Origin of the sequence: Propionivibrio sp. (genome assembly GCF_049316945.1) — a bacterium.
Taxonomy (GTDB): domain Bacteria; phylum Pseudomonadota; class Gammaproteobacteria; order Burkholderiales; family Rhodocyclaceae; genus Propionivibrio.
Genome location: NZ_JBMOJE010000004.1, coordinates 53,334 through 71,503, shown reverse-complemented (window position 1 = coordinate 71,503; position 18,170 = coordinate 53,334). Strand labels below are relative to the sequence as shown.

At 55.6% G+C, this 18,170-nt stretch carries 14 protein-coding genes and 2 pseudogenes; 12 read left to right on the top strand and 4 right to left on the bottom strand.

Annotated elements, in window-relative coordinates:
• Window positions 1-2 precede the first annotated feature (2 nt).
• The 10 genes and pseudogenes from ACOYNV_RS01870 to ACOYNV_RS01825 all read left to right on the top strand — a co-directional run.
• A pseudogene (locus tag ACOYNV_RS01870) lies at window positions 3-110 on the top strand (hypothetical protein); the annotation flags it as partial.
• A gap of 94 nt (window positions 111-204) precedes the next feature.
• Window positions 205-659, top strand: a pseudogene (locus ACOYNV_RS01865) (transposase); the annotation flags it as partial.
• On the top strand, window positions 653-928 hold the full coding sequence (locus tag ACOYNV_RS01860; protein ID WP_422898030.1) for a chemotaxis protein CheW: 276 nt from the start codon (window positions 653-655) through the stop codon (window positions 926-928). The pseudogene ACOYNV_RS01865 and the gene ACOYNV_RS01860, both read left to right, overlap by 7 nt.
• A 573-nt stretch (window positions 929-1,501) precedes the next feature.
• A complete protein-coding gene (locus ACOYNV_RS01855) occupies window positions 1,502-4,369 on the top strand; it encodes a HAMP domain-containing protein (protein WP_422898029.1) in 2,868 nt (955 codons plus the stop codon).
• Between the two features lie 3 nt (window positions 4,370-4,372).
• Window positions 4,373-5,140 carry a methyl-accepting chemotaxis protein gene (locus ACOYNV_RS01850; RefSeq protein WP_422898028.1) on the top strand — a complete coding sequence of 256 codons (768 nt, stop codon included), beginning with the start codon at window positions 4,373-4,375 and terminating at the stop codon, window positions 5,138-5,140.
• Window positions 5,141-5,689, top strand: a complete 549-nt coding sequence (locus ACOYNV_RS01845; RefSeq protein WP_422898027.1) for a hypothetical protein — start codon at window positions 5,141-5,143, stop codon at window positions 5,687-5,689.
• A gap of 65 nt (window positions 5,690-5,754) precedes the next feature.
• Window positions 5,755-6,711 carry a chemotaxis protein CheX gene (locus ACOYNV_RS01840; protein WP_422898026.1) on the top strand — a complete coding sequence of 319 codons (957 nt, stop codon included), beginning with the start codon at window positions 5,755-5,757 and terminating at the stop codon, window positions 6,709-6,711.
• 241 nt (window positions 6,712-6,952) lie between these two features.
• Window positions 6,953-7,318 carry a response regulator gene (locus tag ACOYNV_RS01835; RefSeq protein WP_422898025.1) on the top strand — a complete coding sequence of 122 codons (366 nt, stop codon included), beginning with the start codon at window positions 6,953-6,955 and terminating at the stop codon, window positions 7,316-7,318.
• A gap of 19 nt (window positions 7,319-7,337) precedes the next feature.
• Window positions 7,338-9,260, top strand: coding sequence for an alkaline phosphatase PhoX (locus tag ACOYNV_RS01830; RefSeq protein ID WP_422898024.1), 1,923 nt, complete (start codon window positions 7,338-7,340; stop codon window positions 9,258-9,260).
• Window positions 9,261-9,984: 724 nt separating this feature from the next.
• On the top strand, window positions 9,985-10,194 hold the full coding sequence (locus tag ACOYNV_RS01825) for a hypothetical protein (RefSeq protein WP_422898023.1): 210 nt from the start codon (window positions 9,985-9,987) through the stop codon (window positions 10,192-10,194).
• Window positions 10,195-10,246: 52 nt separating this feature from the next.
• Here the strand turns inward: ACOYNV_RS01825 and ACOYNV_RS01820 are convergent, their stop codons facing one another.
• Together ACOYNV_RS01820 and ACOYNV_RS01815 are read right to left on the bottom strand one after the other, a co-directional pair.
• Entirely contained in the window at window positions 10,247-12,772 is a 2,526-nt protein-coding gene (locus tag ACOYNV_RS01820; RefSeq protein ID WP_422898022.1) for a putative bifunctional diguanylate cyclase/phosphodiesterase, read from the bottom strand.
• Window positions 12,769-13,692, bottom strand: coding sequence for a phosphate/phosphite/phosphonate ABC transporter substrate-binding protein (locus ACOYNV_RS01815; RefSeq protein ID WP_422898021.1), 924 nt, complete (start codon window positions 13,690-13,692; stop codon window positions 12,769-12,771). Before ACOYNV_RS01815 ends, ACOYNV_RS01820 begins: the two co-directional genes overlap by 4 nt.
• A gap of 194 nt (window positions 13,693-13,886) precedes the next feature.
• Between ACOYNV_RS01815 and ACOYNV_RS01810 the strand changes: the two genes are divergently transcribed.
• On the top strand, window positions 13,887-14,147 hold the full coding sequence (locus ACOYNV_RS01810) for a hypothetical protein (RefSeq protein WP_422898020.1): 261 nt from the start codon (window positions 13,887-13,889) through the stop codon (window positions 14,145-14,147).
• 139 nt (window positions 14,148-14,286) lie between these two features.
• On the top strand, window positions 14,287-14,661 hold the full coding sequence (locus ACOYNV_RS01805) for a PilZ domain-containing protein (RefSeq protein WP_422898019.1): 375 nt from the start codon (window positions 14,287-14,289) through the stop codon (window positions 14,659-14,661).
• Between the two features lie 886 nt (window positions 14,662-15,547).
• Here ACOYNV_RS01805 and ACOYNV_RS01800 read toward each other — a convergent pair.
• Together ACOYNV_RS01800 and ACOYNV_RS01795 are read right to left on the bottom strand one after the other, a co-directional pair.
• Complete coding sequence (locus tag ACOYNV_RS01800; protein ID WP_422898018.1) at window positions 15,548-16,750, bottom strand: ammonium transporter; 1,203 nt, start codon at window positions 16,748-16,750, stop codon at window positions 15,548-15,550.
• Between the two features lie 176 nt (window positions 16,751-16,926).
• The gene (locus ACOYNV_RS01795) at window positions 16,927-18,159 is read right to left on the bottom strand and encodes a murein transglycosylase A (RefSeq protein WP_422898017.1); all 1,233 of its coding nucleotides are present in this window, start codon (window positions 18,157-18,159) and stop codon (window positions 16,927-16,929) included.
• Between the last annotated feature and the right edge of the window lie 11 nt (window positions 18,160-18,170).

The window sequence follows — 18,170 nt, the reverse complement described above, 5'->3', positions numbered from 1 at the left end:
GCCTGGCTGTAATCCGGGCATGGCGTGGCGCTCGCTTCTGTGGCCCGCACCTGTGGCTCTTAGGGGCTTGGGCTGTCCTGCGGGACGACGGCCATATTGTAGGCTCCGTCTCGGGTGGCTGCATCGAGGACGACTTGGAGCGCGAGGCGATTGGCAGTACGGACAAGAAAGTATTCAAGAAAGTATTCAAGGGCCTAATGTGGGTGGGGCATGCGCAAGAACTCAAAGAACTGGAACCTGAAACAGATCACGGCGATGCACCGGCCACAGCACTCCAACTTGAAGAGCGCCCAGGCCTGGCGCCTGAAACAGGTGCTGCGAGAGGTTTATGCCCTCGCGGTGAGCAGCAACGATGAAGGTACGGCACGGGCGGCGCTGGGCACGTCGCTGCCGTCTGCCTCCCTTCAAGCTGCTGGCGAAAACCATCACCGAACGCCAAGATAGCGTCATACGCGGCATGCTCGACGGCCTTAGCAATGCTTATGTCGAAGCCATGAACGGACTCCTGCGGCAGGCCCGAACCGCTGCCCGGTGCTTCCGCTTCGTCGAGAACTTCATCGCCATAGCCTGCCTGCGCATGTCCAAACTCAAGCACTTCCCGCATCCCCTTTTGTTTCCGCCATCCATATGCACTCGGACGCACCATCCATATTTGCTGAAGTTAACTTCCACTGGCGACCGGGAGGGTCAGGTCAGCCAGCACGATATCGGGATCATGGTCGATGCCGTCTCGGAAGTGCTGGATATCCCCGGCAGCGAAATCGAACCGCCACCGTCGTTTGGCGCCAGGATCCGCGCTGATTTCATTTTCGGCATGGGCAAGTTCGTCATCATCCTGAACATCAACGAAGTGCTGTCAGTCGAGGAAATCGCGCAACTGACTGGAACAGAAGGTGCCCTGGAAGTATCGGTAGTCGGTGCAGCTTGAACCTGAAAGCCTCGTCGAATGGCGATCTACAAGACTGCATGGTGTAGAGCCACGTATTTATTGCTTTTACAGGCATATGGCTTGCAGATCGCCATTTGATGCGGTCTGCAGGGTTTATTGAATAAATTGATGAAGTTCCAGCACGACGGATCATAAAAAAATCGCTCAGCAGCGTGTGATCGCGTAACCAGGATTTACCGTAACAGTCGCCGCTTTTCAACAGGCGATTCATTGACGCCAAACGGCGTAGAAGGAAGTTGTTCGTGCAAACCATAAAAACAGCAATGGAATTCCGCGCAACGCCCTCATCGGCGCCCGAGCCCGTTGTTCCGCCAGCAAAAATGCGAGATCCCACCTCGCCCTGCAGGAATCGTGTGAGCGCTATACAAGTATTTTTTCAATGCCGCTCCAGCCCGCAAAGTCAGGCGAACCGCGCCGCGGAGAAAAGCACTGTCGGTCTCGTCTCGACAGAAGCCAGAACTGGATAAATATTGGCGCCTATCTCATAAAGTGTAACCAAACTGCAATGTCAAGTGTATAGACTCTCGCTTTTGCACCCATGGAGTATCCTGCATGTCGATTCTCAATCCTGCGGTTCGCCTGGTCGGGCGATTGTCCTTTCGCAACAAGTTGCGTGCCACCGCGCTGGTCTTCGGCTTGCCGTTGCTGGTTGCGCTAGGTGTCATCCTGGCCGGACTCGGAGCGCGTGTGTCGGCGGTGCAGTACGAACGTCAGGCGCTTGCCGTACAGATACCTGCACTGACCTTGCTGGCCAACCTTCACCAATACCTGGCGGCCAGCCAAGCCTTGCGGGAGGGTGCGGAACAGCTGGGCGGGCAGGTTCAAGCCCAACGCGAGCGCACCGAGCGTGCCTTGAAAAGCCTTGAGTCGGCGATTGCCGAACACCCGCTTCTGGCTGGAAAACTCACAGCAAATACAACGTGGCTGACCAACTGGAATGCAGCTTTCCAGCAAGTCGAGAGCGCCGACGCGGATGGCATGGCAGAACTGCATTCGCAGTTGAGAACAGCGCTTCGAACCGAACTCGACAAACTGAATGAAAGCGCAGGTCTGCTGGTCGATGGCGATACCTCGAGCAGCCGTTTGATCGACATCATGACGGCCAATCTGCCCGAACTTATCGACAACACCGGCCAAGCCGCACGGCTGGGTGCCGTTGTCCTGGTCAATCAACGCGTCAAAAGCAGCCGACGCACGGAACTCACTCTCCTGCGCGGAAATTTCAACGCGCTGGTCCAGTGGAGCATGGACAACCTGCAGAAGATCGCTCGCGAACATCCGGGCATGGCCGCGAATCTGGAGGACGCCAGCAGTCGCTTGAACACCGCCTATCTTGGCGTACAGGAAGCGATGACCACCAAAATGCTCGATACCACCGACTTCGACCTGTCGCCGGCGGCTTACCTTGAACTCACGGGAGCGGCTTTCGATCAGTCGCTGGTGGTCACCGGTACGCTGATGAAGGAAGCCGACCTGATGCTGGCTGATCGCCAGGCGCTTCTTGAAGCCCAGCGCAATGCGGTGGTGGTGGCCATGGTGCTGATTCTCTCCCTGGTCATCGCCGGCTTTGTTGCGGCTTACATTTCCATCATGCGCGGCTTGAATGACCTCTCCGATGCCGTAAACACGATGGCTTCGGGCGACTTGAGCGCCCGTGTGGAAATCACGACCAGCGACGAAATCGGCGCCGTCGGTACGCAGTTCAACAGCATGGTTGAAAGTCTGGCGCAACGAACGGCGCTGCTGCGCGAAAAAACGAACGACATCCACAACATGCTGCAGCACATGCCACAGGGCATCCTGACGATTGTTGCCGGGGGCGCCATTCACCCCGAGTATTCCGCTTATCTCGAAACCATCTTTGAAGCACAGGAGGTAGCCGGTCAAGCGGCGATCAAATTCATTTTTGGCAACGGAAATGTCGGTTCTGATGCACTTTCCCAGGTGGCAGCGATGACGTCGGCCTGTATTGGCGAAGATCGCATGAATTACGACTTCAACTCGCACCTGCTGCCAGGCGAAGTCAACAAGACGATGCCGGATGGGCGGATCAAGAGCCTGGAACTGAGCTGGTCACCCATTCTTGACGATACTGACACGGTCGAAAAAATCATGGTTTGCGTACGCGATGTGAGCGAGTTGCGGCAACTGGAGGCCGAGGCCGAGCATCAGAAACGGGAGCTGCAGATGATCGGGCAGATCCTGTCGGTCAATCAGGAGAAATTCCACGAATTTGTCGATAGCTCAAGAAAATTTGTCGCCGAGAACGAGGCGCTGCTGCAAGCGGCCGACGATAAGCACCCGGAACTGGTGAGCCAGTTGTTCCGCAACATGCACACCATCAAGGGTAATGCCCGCACCTACGGCTTGCTGCATCTGACCAATGTCGTGCATGAAGCCGAACAAGCGTACGACGAGTTACGCAAAAATAGTGAAATGGCCTTCGCGAAAGAAGCTTTGCTGAACCAGTTGCAGGGGGTGATGTGCAGCATCGAGGAATATGCCTCGCTCAATGAAGTCAAGCTGGGCCGCAAAGGGCCTGGCCGTCGTGGCAGCGCCGAGAAATACGTCATGGTGCAACGCACCCAGGTCGAGCAAATGGTGGCTGATCTTGAGATCGTTGATCTGCATAACGCTCGGCCAGAAGCGCTGGCGATGGCCTTGAAGAAGGTCAAGCTGGGCCTGCGTCTGGTGGGGACTGAATCGATTCACACCATTCTCGATGGCGTCTTTGGCTCATTGCCTTCCTTGGCCAGAGAACTAGGCAAGGAGCCACCGAAGTTGCAGATAAACGAGCACGGTGTGCATCTGAAGAACCAGGTTAGCGACCTGGTGCGCAACGTATTCATGCATCTTTATCGCAATTCGATGGACCACGGAATCGAAACCGCCGCAGATCGACAGGCAAAGGGCAAGTCGCCCACGGGAACCATTCAACTCGACCTGGCGGTTAGCGGAGGCCAACTGGTGATGCGCTTGAAGGACGATGGCAAGGGTCTCGCCCTGGGCCATATGCGCAATAAAGCCATGGATAAGGGACTGCTTCCTCACGGGAAACCGGCACACGACGAGGATATTGCCCGACTTATCTTTGCCGCAGGTTTTTCCACGGCAACTGCGGTAACCGAAGTTTCAGGTCGCGGTGTCGGCATGGACGCGGTGCAGGAATTCATCAAGCGCGAAGGCGGTGAAATACAGCTCAAGTTCACCGACAACAAGTCGGGCGCCCATTTCCGTTCATTCGAGACGGTGATCACGCTCCCCGCCAAATTTGCCGTGGATACCTTGCATGACGTCGAACACCATGATCGTGCTGAGCAGCCGAAGGAACACAAGGAGCACAAAAAACATGGCGATCTCCGCTCCATGGTGACCGAGGTCAAGGAGTTTTTACTGCCCGGCAAATTTGTGACGGCTTAAAAAGTGACCGACAATTACCTTATCGGCGGCGTGATCGTCGCCCTGCTTTTGTGGCTAGCAGTGAGTTTGCGCTCCATCGTCGCTGGCAAACGCCAGATCGCTCAGCTGTCCGCTACGCATGCCTGCGAATCTGACGGGTTGCGCAGTGACATCGGCGCGCTCACGGATCAAGTGGCTTCCACAGCGAGTGCCAGGATCGCTGCCGAGGAAGAAGCCTCCGGCCTGCGCACGGAAAAGCATGAACTAGTCGAGAGAATTGAATCTCTGCAGCTCAATGCCAGCCAATCCACCGGTGCTTACCTGGCTGAACTCGACGAACTGCGTGATGCCGGAAAATCGCTGAAGTCGGACATTCTGGATCGTGTTCAAAAATTGGCTGCCGAAGCAGCGCTCCTGAGAGCGGTTGCCGTTACGTTCGAGCACTGGCAGGAGGATATGAATTCCCTGATGGCGCAGAACCGTGAGATGCACACGCAGAACGATCAGTTTGGCTCGATCGTCAAGCACATTGTCATCCTGTCGCTCAATGCGGCGATCGAGGCGGCACGAGCGGGTGATTCGGGTCGAGGTTTCGCTGTCGTCGCGGACGAAGTCAGGAACCTGGCTTTTCGTTCCGAAGCGTTGTCCAAGGACTACAGCAACAGTTTGTATAAAAATGATCTGACGACCACCGCCACGTTTCAGGAAATTCAGGCCGACGGGAAAATGCTTACTGCAGCCATTTGCAATCTTGAGTCCCTGATCAGTCAGTTCAAGACAAGGCTGGCCTAGATGTCAAACGTGATCAGCGAACCCGCCAAGCAAGGCTTGAATTTCATCTTCAGCAAAGCCGCCCGGGCCAATCTCAGGGTGCACGCCGCGGACACGATCGAGATTGAGGCGCTTCCCGGCCTGCAGATTGTCGAAACGCCCGAGAAAAAAATAGTGGTCCTGACCGTCGCCTCTTACCTGTTCCGCTTGCTGACCATTTTCCATGTCAATGACGACAAGGTCACCGAAAGCTACTTCACAAAATCCGACCACGGACGTTCATTCGACGAAGCGTTTGGCGAGATTGGAAACGTTTGTTGCGGGGTAATGAATCGCGAGTTGGGGAATTACTTCCCGCATACCGGCATGTCGACACCTTTCGTGCTGGAAAGCAAATGCCTGCCGTTTTTAAATGAGTTGAAGCCGGGCTACGTTTCGCAGCACCGCATCAGTATCAACAACTCGGTTTCCATGCATGCCACGCTGTGTCTGTGTGCTTATGCGCCGATCAACTTTCGCGTCGATACGGCCATCGCGGCCGAAGAAACCGGCGAGCTTGAACTTTTTTGAAGGCCCTTATGAAAAATGACTTTAACACCCTGTCTCACTGCCGAGGCAGCAACGAAGGAGACACTATGACAGGCAGGCTGATAAGCAAGGTGCTGGTTCTGGACAGCAGTCCGGAGCATTCGGATGCGATCAAACAGTTCTGTGATGAGAACAATCTGGTCGGACTCAAGGTCAGGAAAAACCGCTTGATGTCGGTGCTGCGCTCCAATATCGATCTTGGCGCCATCCTCTACTCAGATTCCTACGGGGCATCGCCTGAAGAGAATGCAGAGATCGCCATTCGCATACACACCGTGCGACCCGAACTCCCCATTTTTCTCCGGCGCGATAGCGAGGCCACGCTTGATGACATCAATGAGTCGCTACGGCGGGTATTTTGCGCCGCCTATACGACCAACGACTTGCCCGGTCTGAGTCAGCTTGTTGATAAATACATTTTCAGTCTGGTCTATCCCAATGCACTGGTGCGCGGGATCTCGGAGATAACGGAGAGCATTCTGGCCAGTCAGTTCAAACAATTGACCACGCGCTGGGATACGCCCTACATCGTCCATGACAAGGTGATCTTCGGTGAAGTGTTCAGCCTGATCCCCCTGGAAAGCGCCTGGTGCCGTGGCTACATGATGCTGCAAACGGAAGAGCAGCCGATTCTGGATAGTCTCGATACCCATGCGCCGAGCGAAGATGGGGCCAATTTCCGGACGGTGAATAGCCTGCTTGGCGAAATAACCAATCTGATTTGGGGCGCGTTCAAGAATCGCTACATTGGCGATGCGGCGGCGGCCTCGGTCAGCCAGATTCAGGTTCCGCTGATCATCAATCACAAACACAAGTACATTTCGTTCGGCACCGAGAATCCGCAACTGTGTTTCCTTTACACGCTCACCGACGAGGACTCCGGCAAGACGATCAAGCTTTATCAGCGTTTCGTGTTCAATCTCAGCTGGTCGCCGGAAGACTTCAAGGAAATCGTGAATGACACGAGTGACCTGGTCGACTCAGGCGAGCTGGAATTGTTCTAACGGGCATGGCTTTGATAGGTACCCCAAGCAATGAAAGCCCTGCCTGTTCTCCTCAGAGGCTGTAAAAAAATGCCTGAACACCCACCGCAGAGGCGCAAAGCCGCAGAGTTTCGCAGAGAAAACCTTTAAAAACAGATCGCTTTCTCCGCGTTTTCTCTGCGCCTCTGCGTCTCTGCGGTAGGTTTTCGATATTTTCACAGGCTCTCACCCCGTAACCACTCTTTATTCAAGGACTATTGAAATGGCAAAAATTCTTGTAGTAGATGATTCAAGCACCGTGCGCGATGAAGTTGCAGGCTTCCTGAAAAGCAATGGCCTGGAGGTAGCCACGGCGGTCGATGGCAAAGATGGCCTGGCCAAGCTGAAGGCGGACCCGGGCATCCGGCTGGTTATCAGCGATGTCAATATGCCGAACATGGATGGCCTGACCATGGCCGAGAAAATTCGCGGCGAACTGGGCAATTCCACGGTCAATCTCATCATGCTGACTACCGAAGGCAGCACCAGCATGAAGGAACGCGGCAAGGCGGCCGGCATCAAAGGCTGGATCGTCAAACCGTTTAACGGCGCGGCGGTGCTCGCAACGTTCAAGAAACTCGCCGCCTGATTGCCAAAGGAGCCAGATCATGAGTCCGCAGATGCACCGTAACGCTCTCGCGTTTTCAATTTCCCTTGCCCTGCTCGGCTTGTCATCCCATCCGGCCAGCGCCGCCGGCAAACCCAAACCCGACGTCCAACCGGTCAAGGTCGAATTCACCGCCACACCCGTGGCGCAGAGCGACACTGATCTACTCAAAACCTATACGACCTCTGTCGCCAGGGTGACTTTCACCGACGGCAGCCGGCGCGACTTCCCGCTTTCCTACGTATCGCTGTTCAAGAATACCGATCGCATCGGCCGTGTGAGCGGGAAGAACTATGCGGCTGGACAGTTGTTCGACGTCACTATGGCGCCGATCATGGACCCGAATGGTGACCCGGTGATCGCAGAAACAGCGGATGCCAATAGCCTGCTCAAGATCGGAGACAAGCTGTTTCTGGTAAACCACTGGGAATACGACGACGTTCTGGCTGACGGCCAAACAGCGAACAAGGCAAAAGACTGGTACTCGCGCATGCCAATGAGCATGAGCCTGTCGGAGATTGTTCAGGGCAAGGAGGGCAAGTTGCAGGTGAAGAGCCAGAAGCCGGTGGATTTCTCCTCGGTCAATGGCGGCTGGATCTTCTGTTTTGGCTCGCAGACACCGTGGAACACCCACATCGGTGGCGAGGAGGATTACGACCTATATTTCGTTCCGGGCGAAAAGGAATACAAAACCACGGTCGCCGGTCTCAAGGCCATGAGCGAGGTGTATTTCCGCAAGACCAGCACGGCCAACCCCTACCACCACGGCTACCACACCGAAGTGGCCGTCGCTGAGGATGGTGGCTACGAGGTCACCAAGCATTACCAGATGGGGCGCGGCACCTGGGAGATGTCGATTTTTGCCAAGGATGGAAAAACCGCCTTCTACGGCGATGACGGCAGTTATTCCGGCCTCTTCATGTTCGTCGCCAATATTCCGAACATGCCGAAAGCCGGCGGCACGCTCTACGCCGCGAAATGGGTCCAGACCGCGCCGGACGATGCCGACGGCGGCACGGCTGACTTCCGCTGGGTTCGGCTCGGCGCTAGTCACTACAACGAAGTGAAGGCGCTGATCGATTCCGGCATCACGATCAACGACATCTTCGAGGTCTCCATGCAACAGAAGGAGGGATTCATCCCCACCCGTGCCGGTTCCGCCGAAACGATCTGGCTGAAGCTCAAGCCGGGCATGGAAAAAGCCGCGGCCTTCCTGGAAACCCGCCGCTATGCCGCCTACCTTGGCGCCACCACCGAGTTCACCAAGGGCGAGGGCGTGGCGATCAACCATGTCGACAAGAAAGTTTATTACGCCATGAGTTACATCCAGGGCTCGATGAAGGCCAAAGACGGCGGCCCGGTAGACGACATTCGCCTCAAGGAGAACAAGGCCGGGGCGACTTACACTTTCGATCTGGGCAGCGGGCAGAAAGATACGACAGGCGCCGCCATTGCTTCGGAGTATGTACCGGTCCGCGCCTACGTCGAACCAGCGCTGCTCGGTCGCCCGATCGCCACTGATGCGCTTGGCAACACGGCCGACACCGAGTTTGTCGCCAATACCGACAACGTGTTCTTCTCCGAGAAAATGCGCACGCTGTTTATCGGCGAGGATTCGGGCGCACACCAGAACAACTATTTATGGGCCTACAACGTCGATACAAAGAAGCTCACGCGCATCCTCAGTCTCGCCGCAGGCGCCGAATCCACGGGTTTGCAGGTAGTCGATGAACTGGGTGGCCACGCCTACATCATGAGCAACAACCAGCATCAGGGTGACTGGATCAAGTCGACGCCGGCAGAGTTGAAAAATCGTCTGGAAAAGAAGGCTGGAGAATTGTCAGGCAAGAACCGGCACGGCACCACGAATTTCCGCCTCGAAGCGCATGTCGGCTATATCGGCGGTCTGCCGGCATTCAAGTAAGCGCTTGTTGCCGGGGCTGGTGCTGTAGGAGTGCAGCGAAGGGCAATGCCGTGAACACGCTTGGCATGCCCTTCTCGTCTTGCGGACAGCATTCCCTGCAACCCGTATGGAATGGCGGTCTACAGAGGGTGTTCCCGAAGAGCACCATGGATAAAGGTTCTCCAGCCATATTCAACGCAGATGACCATTTGGAGAGCCTTTCAGGGCAGTGTATTCCAAGCTGGTGATAATGCGCCAAAGTTGTGCATGCAATAAGGGTTAGCGGGTTTCTGAGCAGGGTAAATTTGTTCTACCCATCAACCGTCATTCCGGGCTTGACCCGGAATCCAGTTCGTTAATCCTAGAAAAAGCAATTCGTCCACGAAAAACACCAAAAGCACGAAAAAAATCAATGAGATAATAAGCTGAAGATCGGCACCCAAAGGGTGAATAGAGAAAACACATCAAGTTGTTGTTTTTGTTCGTGTCTTTCGTGATTTTCGTGGATAGACTGATGTTTTTAGGTTTATCACAAACAGGTCTTCTAACATCTTGATCAGATGGAGGAGTCTGGATTCCGGGTCAAGCCCGGAATGACGGTGGATGGGTAGAACAAATTTACCCTGGGTTTGTGAGCAACGGTTTCAAGGCCCCCGACTTGCCAATCCGAAAGGTTTGACTGGCAATTCGAGCATCGTTTAAAATCATTCCCCGAACAGAATTGCTTACATGAATCATGTCAAACATGACTGCAAACGAATGCGCTGAGATTGCCCGGGTTGCCAGAGCATGGCTGCTTGATCAGGACTTCTCACCCCATCGGCGCCGCATTGCCGAATCCCTGTACGATCTTGCCAGCCAATTGACTGACCCAAATTTCGGCTGCCCCTCCGAGTTCAATGCCGTTACAGTGATGTTCCAGTACCTTCAACGCACAATTCAAAGCCTGCACTAAGCCACTGCCTGGACTTGCCATCAATTCATCAGTTCATCAGTTCATCAGTTCATCAATTCCGCGCCAAGTGGAAGGGAACGAAGCGAGCCTGTCCGACCAGGGAGTTTGCCAACGAGTTGTACCACTCGGCTAGCGCGAACTCGTCGAGCGGACGGCTGACCAGATAGCCCTGAACATAGTTGCAGCCATGCCGGCGCAGGTAGCCAAGTTCCTCGATTTTCTCGACGCCCTCGGCCACAACCTGAAGTTGCAGGATATGCGCGAGGGAAATAATCGCGCTGACGATAGCCGCTCCATCTTCATCGACGGTGATGTCGCGCACGAAGGACTGGTCGATCTTGAGCTTGGTGATCGGGAATCGCTTGAGGTAGGACAGCGAGGAGTAGCCGGTACCAAAATCGTCAATCGCCAAGCCGACACCCATCCGGCGTAATTCCTCCATCGTCACCAGCGTTGCTGGGGCATCGACCAGGCTGCTTTCGGTAATTTCCAGATCGAGCGCCGAGGGTGGGAGTCCCGTTTCATGTAGTGCCAGCGCAACGATGCTGGACAGCTCGGCATCGCGGAACTGGCGGGGCGAGAGATTGACCGCTACCGTAGCCTCCAGTCCATGTACATTGCGCCACTCCGCCAGCCAGCGGCAGGCTTCGGCAATAACCCAGGCGCCGACTTCAACGATCATCCCGGTTTCTTCGAGTACGGGGATGAATTCGACTGGCGAAACCAGCGTTCCGTCCTCTCTGCGCCAGCGCAGTAGTGCCTCGAAACCGACAATGTCGCCGCTATGCACATCGATCTGCGGTTGGTAATAGAGCACGAATTCATCTTTCTGCAGTGCATTGTGCAAGGATCTTTCAAGCAATTGGCGGACCTGGATGCGTTCGTCCATCTCACGGGTAAAGAAGCGGAAAGTGTTTCTCCCCTCATCTTTTGCCCGGTACATCGCGGTATCGGCATTGCGCAGCAGCGTCTCCACCTGAATGGCATCGGCTGGATACATCGTGATGCCAATACTCGCGGTGACATACAACTCATGAGAGCCGATAAAGACGGCCGGCGCCAGCGCCTCGATGACCTTGTTGGCGACCATCGCGGCATGGTTACCCGAACGAACGTTTTCCAGGATGATGGTGAATTCGTCGCCGCCCAGACGCGCTACCGTATCGATTTCGCGCACGGTGTTGTCGAGGCGTAGCGCTACCTGTTTGAGTAGTTCATCGCCAAAGGAATGGCCCAGCGTGTCGTTGATCGTCTTGAAGTGATCGAGATCGATAAACAGCAGGCCCACCTGTCCGTGGTTGCGATCCGCATGCACCAGTGCGTGGCTCAGGCGATCCTTGAAAAGAGCGCGATTGGGCAGGCCCGTGAGCGGATCGAAACTGGCGAGTAAGCGCAGATGTTCCTCCGCCTGTTTGCGCTCGGTGATGTCCTGAAAGGTGCCGATCAAGGTCTGCAACTGCCCGTCCTCGCCAAGCGTTACCTCGCCCAGTACCTGCAAGGTGCGCTGTTCGCCATCGTGACGCAAAAGACGGAATTCGAGGCTGAAATTTGGGTTCTGCGAGTAATCGGCAATAAAAATATCGAGCAGCGCGCTACGCTCTTCGGCATGCACCATGGCTGCCAGCGACGACCGCGTCGATGGCAACATCTCGTGCGCCACCCTGAAAATGTGACTGACCTGTGGCGTCCAGTCGAAGTGATCAAGTAGTGCATCAAACTCCCAGCCACCGACACCGGTCATTTCCTGCGCCTTGCCCAGCAGGCGCCCACTTTTCCAGATCTGGTGCGCCATGGTGTTCAGCGAACCGGCGAGTTCGCCAATTTCATCTTGGGAATTCAGCGGAATAACGTAGTCGAGTTGACCGTCAGCGAACTTCCGGGCGGCCAGGCTCATTTCAGTGAGCGGAGCGGACAGGCGGCGAGAAAACAGCCAGCTAAAGGCGGCGGCAATCAGCAACGCGCCAAGGCCGGCCACCAGGCCCAGTGTGTAGAGCATATCGAGCGCACTGCTCCACATTGTTTGGAGCAGCGAAGCGATACGTTCAACCGAGGTATTGAAGGCGTTTTCCGAAAGAACGACTCGGGCATAGCCAGCCGGCTTTGCGTCACGACTGATCGCAAAAGCCAGGCCTATGCCGCCGTTGGGCGCGCCTGATTCGCCTGGAAAACTGTAAACGTGAGGACAGATGAGGTCGAAATGGCCTATCCGCTCGTCTTCGATGTGTTGGCCGTACTGTGGATTCTCGCGACTGCCATCGGTCAGGATAATTCCATTCAAATCGACAATTTCGAACCGGCGTACGGGCAACCAAGCTCTAATCTCCTCGATCTCGCGGTTGAGGGTGCTGATATCGAGTTGATGCAGGGGATTGAACAGGCGCCTGCCCAGATATTCAGCCGTCGTTATAAGGGATTCCTGCTGATCGAGAATGAGGTGGTATTTGAGCTCTTTCTGCAGACGAATGCGGAACTGGTCACCATCTTTCACTAGCAGCACACCGACCATTAGTAACATGAGCAATGCGCCGGACAGCAAGGCACCCGACAGATACAGGGCGTAACGGGTATTGAGTCTCATTCGCCGAACCGCAGCGGTGTGGCGATGGCTCGCCAGTTCTGTAGAGACAGCAAATCTTCCCCGTTCAGTCGATCAAACCGGCTGATATTCTCCGCCTGTTGAAGCGCCATTATTCCCTCCGTACTGGAATGCATTTCCAGGAGTGCCGTCTCCAATGGCTGCAGGACAGAAGGCTGAAGCTGAGTTCGAACAGACATCAGCCAGCGGAGAATCGTTTCTGTAGTATGAATAATGCGCAACCCCTGCCGCAGGCCGGTGGGTAGCTGCTCCCAGTCTCCCGAGTTGAAGGCGCCAGCGTCGGCCCGGCCTCGATCGACCCAGTAAGCCTGATTCGCTTCAGAATCGGCCAGTACATAGCGCACGCTTTTGCTTCCCCCGTTGCTGGCACTGACTGGTTCGACAACCAATCCGTGCTGACGCAGCACAATCTTTGGTAGGGCATAAGCGGTTGTCGAACGAGGCGACTCCAGCGCCAGCGTCCTGCCTGCCAGATCGCGCAACTGTTTTATGTGACTTGACTGGCGCACGAAGAAGACAGTACTCGTCTCTCTTCTCCCCTTGCGCCAAGCGGCCAGTGAAGGCTCAACCAGGATCCTGGACGCATTGATCCGGAAAGTTGAGAGCATGCTTTCGAGAATGAAGTCGACTTTTCCGGTGCGGATCAATCCCGCCAGTTCCGCAATATCCTTGGCAATACGCAACTCGCCTACCGCGATTCCCTTTGGGTTGAGCTGGCGACGCAGGTAGTCCAGTAGCGGCGCATATTGCGCCAGCACATAGTCGGGCTGATTCGCCCGCTCGTTGACTACGCCGAGATGCAGCGTGTAGCGCTCGGTGGCATTGTCGGCCCATGCCAGAGCCGGATTGAGCGGGCTGGTAGCGGCGAGCAATAGAATCAGGCGGCGTTTTTTTGAAATCATCAATGGTTACTTTTCAGAACATTCAACGGCATCGGAAAGAGTTGATTCTGCGATTGTCAGATTACGTCCGTGTGTCAGTTCAGCCCCCAGGAAGATTGCAGATGAATTTTAAATAGCATGCAAAAGCAATTGTCACAAAGCCGTAAGAATCTTGTTGGATCATTACCAGCGTCTCTAATCCTGAGGTTGCGATCATGTCCGATACCGTATTTTGCTACCACTGCAGAGCGCGTCACCCGATAGAGGAAGTTCGCCAGATCAGTACCAAGTCGGGAAAGCGCTGGCGCTGTACCAGGAGCATCGTTGCCACTAAAAAAGGGGTAAACGAACGCGATGATTTCGGACGGCAGACAACGGCCTTCAACAAAGCCATGGCGGATTTCAAGCCACTGCCCATGTGCCTTATGGAGCGTCACCCACTCGTCTATGGCCTGAGTACGGTTAGCGTGATGTAATAGTTCGGATTAACTTGCTGATCAGCGCAGGGGGGCAGTTGCCGCCTGATAAATTACCTCGCTGCACCTCGCTGTAAACAGAGTGCAACATTGCGCGGGCAAAGTTTGGGCAATTCCATAAATCTCAGGACATCAAAACATGAACAAAATCGAGCGTCGCCGACAACCCCGCTTTCCTAATCACTCGAAAGGCGAGCTACGCCTGAATTTGATGGCTTATCGCGGTGCCTTGATCGACATCTCGCTATTCGGCGCTTTGTTCGAGACCAAGCTGTTTGAATTGAATTTCGCCAAGGGCGACAACTGCACTCTCGAGATATTGCACCTTAACCAGGATCCCCTGATTTCAGTCGAAGGGGTGATCTCTCATGCCAAGGATAACCTGATCGGCATCCAGTTCAGTACGCTGGATAGAGAGCAACAAGACGAATTCCAGCAGATAGGCAGGCTAAACCTCGCGCCACCGAATTTTCTAAACAGAAATCTACCTGCTTTATTTCAGGCTTGGCAGTAACAATCCAGCCTCTATCAGGTGACGGGAGCCAATACGCATACTGAGCCTTCCCTTCAAATTGGCGATTTACAATCAACCCTTGATGCTGCGACCGTCCGGTTGCTGAACAAGAGCAGTCTATCAAGCATTGGTTTTTCCATTTTTTTAATGTCCGTTCCTGGCCGTTATGGAAAGCTTTCCATGGTCGTACTGAGACAGAGGACCTCCTGGCGATTCGTATGAAAACCATCTGCTGCGGTGCACAACAAAATTTAATCAAAGAATTCGGATACCCAAATTTTCCAACCAGTGCATCAGTCAGAAGGAAGGAAAGGGTTTGCGGTGAAAATTGGTGACTGGGCCTGGGCCTGGGTATGAAATGGAATGGAATGGGCGGCCGACTTTGGAATGGAATCACTGGCGGGGTTTGCTGTGGAATTAGTGGCCTGTTTCATGTGGAATGTCCAACCAGAACCTTCTTAACGGAAGGAAAGCAAATGAACGATGCACCATGGGCGTGTGCACTTTTCGGCGTTACGATCATCATCGCGTAAGAAGGCTGGTGGCGTGTGTTGCGAAGGCGTAGCAGATGTTGTGAAACCGGGTGTCTCAAGATGCCTTCAAGAGGATAGAGCCGTATGCGTCGTGAGGCGCCAGTACGGTTCTTAGGGGGCGGCGGTTCAGCAATGCACTGCTGCTACCCGACTAAAGCCAAACAGCTGAAGTTCAAAAAAGAGAGGCACGGCAATCGCCTGGCCTCTCTTACATCAATTGTCCGACAGACTTAATTCTCGCCCGACAGACCTCATTGTTTCTGATCACCGTGTTACAGGTCTCTTTTTTTATCTACCCAAAGCGTTACAGATTATATTTTTTTGTTACAGACCTTATTTATTACTCCAAAAACTTACCAGTTCGGCTCGCGCTCCGGGGTGGAAGTTATCTTATGCACGCTGAGGTCAGCGCCGTTAAATTCCTCTTCAAGATCAAGGCGCAGTCCGACCTTCGATTTGAGCAGGCTGTAAATGATCGCGCTACCGGTTAATGCGATGGCAATCGCCATGCCGGTCATGATCAACTGCGGCATGAAAGCCACGCCTCCGGCTCCGCCCAGCGCTTTCTGGCCGAAAATGCCGGCAGCGATGCCGCCCCAGGCGCCGCACAGACCGTGCAACGGCCAGACGCCGAGTACGTCGTCGATCTTCCAGTGGTTCTGGGTCAGCGTGAACATCACGACGAAGAGACCGCCAGCGACGCCGCCAACGATCAGCGCGCCCATCGGATGCATGACGTCGGAACCGGCACACACGGCGACCAGTCCGGCGAGCGGGCCGTTATGAACGAAGCCGGGGTCATTTTTGCCGAGTACCAGCGCAACCAGCGTGCCGCCGACCATCGCCATCAGCGAGTTGATGGCCACCAGTCCGGAGATTTTGTCGAGGGTTTGTGCGCTCATGACGTTGAAGCCAAACCAGCCGACCGTGAGTATCCACGCGCCCAGCGCGAGGAACGGGATAGATGACGGCGGGTGCGCCGAAATCCGGCCTTCCTTGGTGTAGCGTCCGTGACGCGCGCCGAGCAGGAGCACGGCGGGCAGCGCAATCCAGCCGCCCATGGCATGCACCACAACGGAACCGGCAAAATCGTGGAATTCTTCTCCAAAACTGGCCTTTAGCCAGGCCTGGACACCAAAGGCCTGATTCCACGCGATGCCCTCGAAGAAGGGGTAAATGAAGCCGACAATCAGAAAGGTGGCGACCAGTTGCGGATTGAACTTGGCGCGCTCGGCAATGCCGCCGGAAATGATGGCCGGAATGGCTGCGGCAAAGGTCAGCAGAAAGAAGAAGCGGGTCAGCTCGAAGCCGTTCTTCTGCATCAGCGTTTCAGCGCCGGAGAAGAAGTTGACGCCGTAAGCAACGCTATAGCCGACAAAGAAGTACGCGATCGTCGATATCGAGAACTCGACGAGAATCTTGACCAGGGCATTGACCTGATTTTTCTTGCGCACCGTGCCGAGTTCGAGAAAGGCAAAGCCCGAATGCATGGCCAGCACCATGATGCCGCCAAGCAGAATGAAAAGTACGTCACTACCTGATTTGAGCGCTTCCATGCCACCTCCTGAAAATCAATTGCGGGCAGGTATGCAAGCTTTGTTCCATAAATTATTATTGTTACAATTCATGGTGTTATACAAACACCACTGGCTGCAATGCACCAACATAGTTCGCCCGCAAGCGGACAGGCACCACAATGGCGCTTGTTTCTGGATAGCGTCTCAGCACCCCTCTATTTTGGTGCAGCACCCGGTGGCAGGAACACCCACATCAGTCCTTGCTGCTTCATTCGCCCAGCCTGACTGCCGGCTTCGGGGCCAAAGCCCCAGAAATAATCAGCGCGAACCACGCCGCGAATGGCACCGCCGGTGTCCTGCGCCAGCATCAGCCGGCGCAAGGGTGCGGTGGAATTGGGCTGTGTCGTCGAAAGGAAAACCGGTGCGCCGAGTGGCACATGGCGCGGGTCGACGGCGATGCTGCGCTCGCTGGTCAGCGGCACCCCGAGGGCGCCCGGCGGACCGTCACTGTCGTTACCCTTGGCCGGCATTTCACGGAAGAAGACGTAACTCGGATTGGCGTTGAGCAATTCGTCCAGCTTGGCCGGGTTGGCACGCGCCCAGGCCTGTATGCCCTGCATCGAAGCCTGTTCAAGCTTGAGTTCGCCGCGTTCGACGAGCAGGCGGCCGACCGACTGATAGGGGTGGCCGTTCTGGTCGGCATAACCGATGCGCACCAGGCGGCCATCGGGCAGTTTGACGCGACCAGAGCCCTGAATCTGCAGGAAAAAGAGTTCGACGGCATCATCCACCCAGAGCAGCACGCGGTCGGCGTAGTTCTTCTCATGCGAAATGATTTCGGCGCGCGAGTAGTACGGTACGACCTTGTTGCCCTGCAGGCGGCCGCGCAAGCGCAGGTTCTTCAACTCGGGCAGCACCTCGCTCAAATCGATGGTCAGCAAATCGCCCGGCACGCCAAGCACCGCTTGCGCGTAGGTCGCGCTACGACTGCGCGAGCCACGCAGGAGCGGCTCGTAATAGCCGGTAATCATGCCGCTCGTCGTGCCATCCGGATTGGTCAGCAGATACGGCTCGAAACGGGATTCGAAGAAGCGGCGCAAGGTCGGCGAGTTACTGGCGGCCAGCCCCTTCGCCTCTTCGCAGGCGGCTCGCCAGAGCAGCCATTGCGGCTTGCTGGCCAATGCCCGGCAGGAGTGCAGGAAGGCCGGCCAGGCGGCCGTGAGATCGTCCTCTGCCCAGCCCGGCAGATCGCTCCAGCGCGCCGCCTGCATCGGCTTGGCCGGCGGTTGAGCCGCAGGAAGTGCGGTTGGTGCCGGGCATTGCTGGCAAACGGCACAGGCCGGGCAGGCCGCAATCGGCGGCTCCTTGACCGTGGCACAGGCGGCAAGCAGCGCGCCGAAAAGAATGGCAGCAATCAGGGAAAGTCGTCTTGTTTGGCTTTTGGGCATGGTTTGGCTAC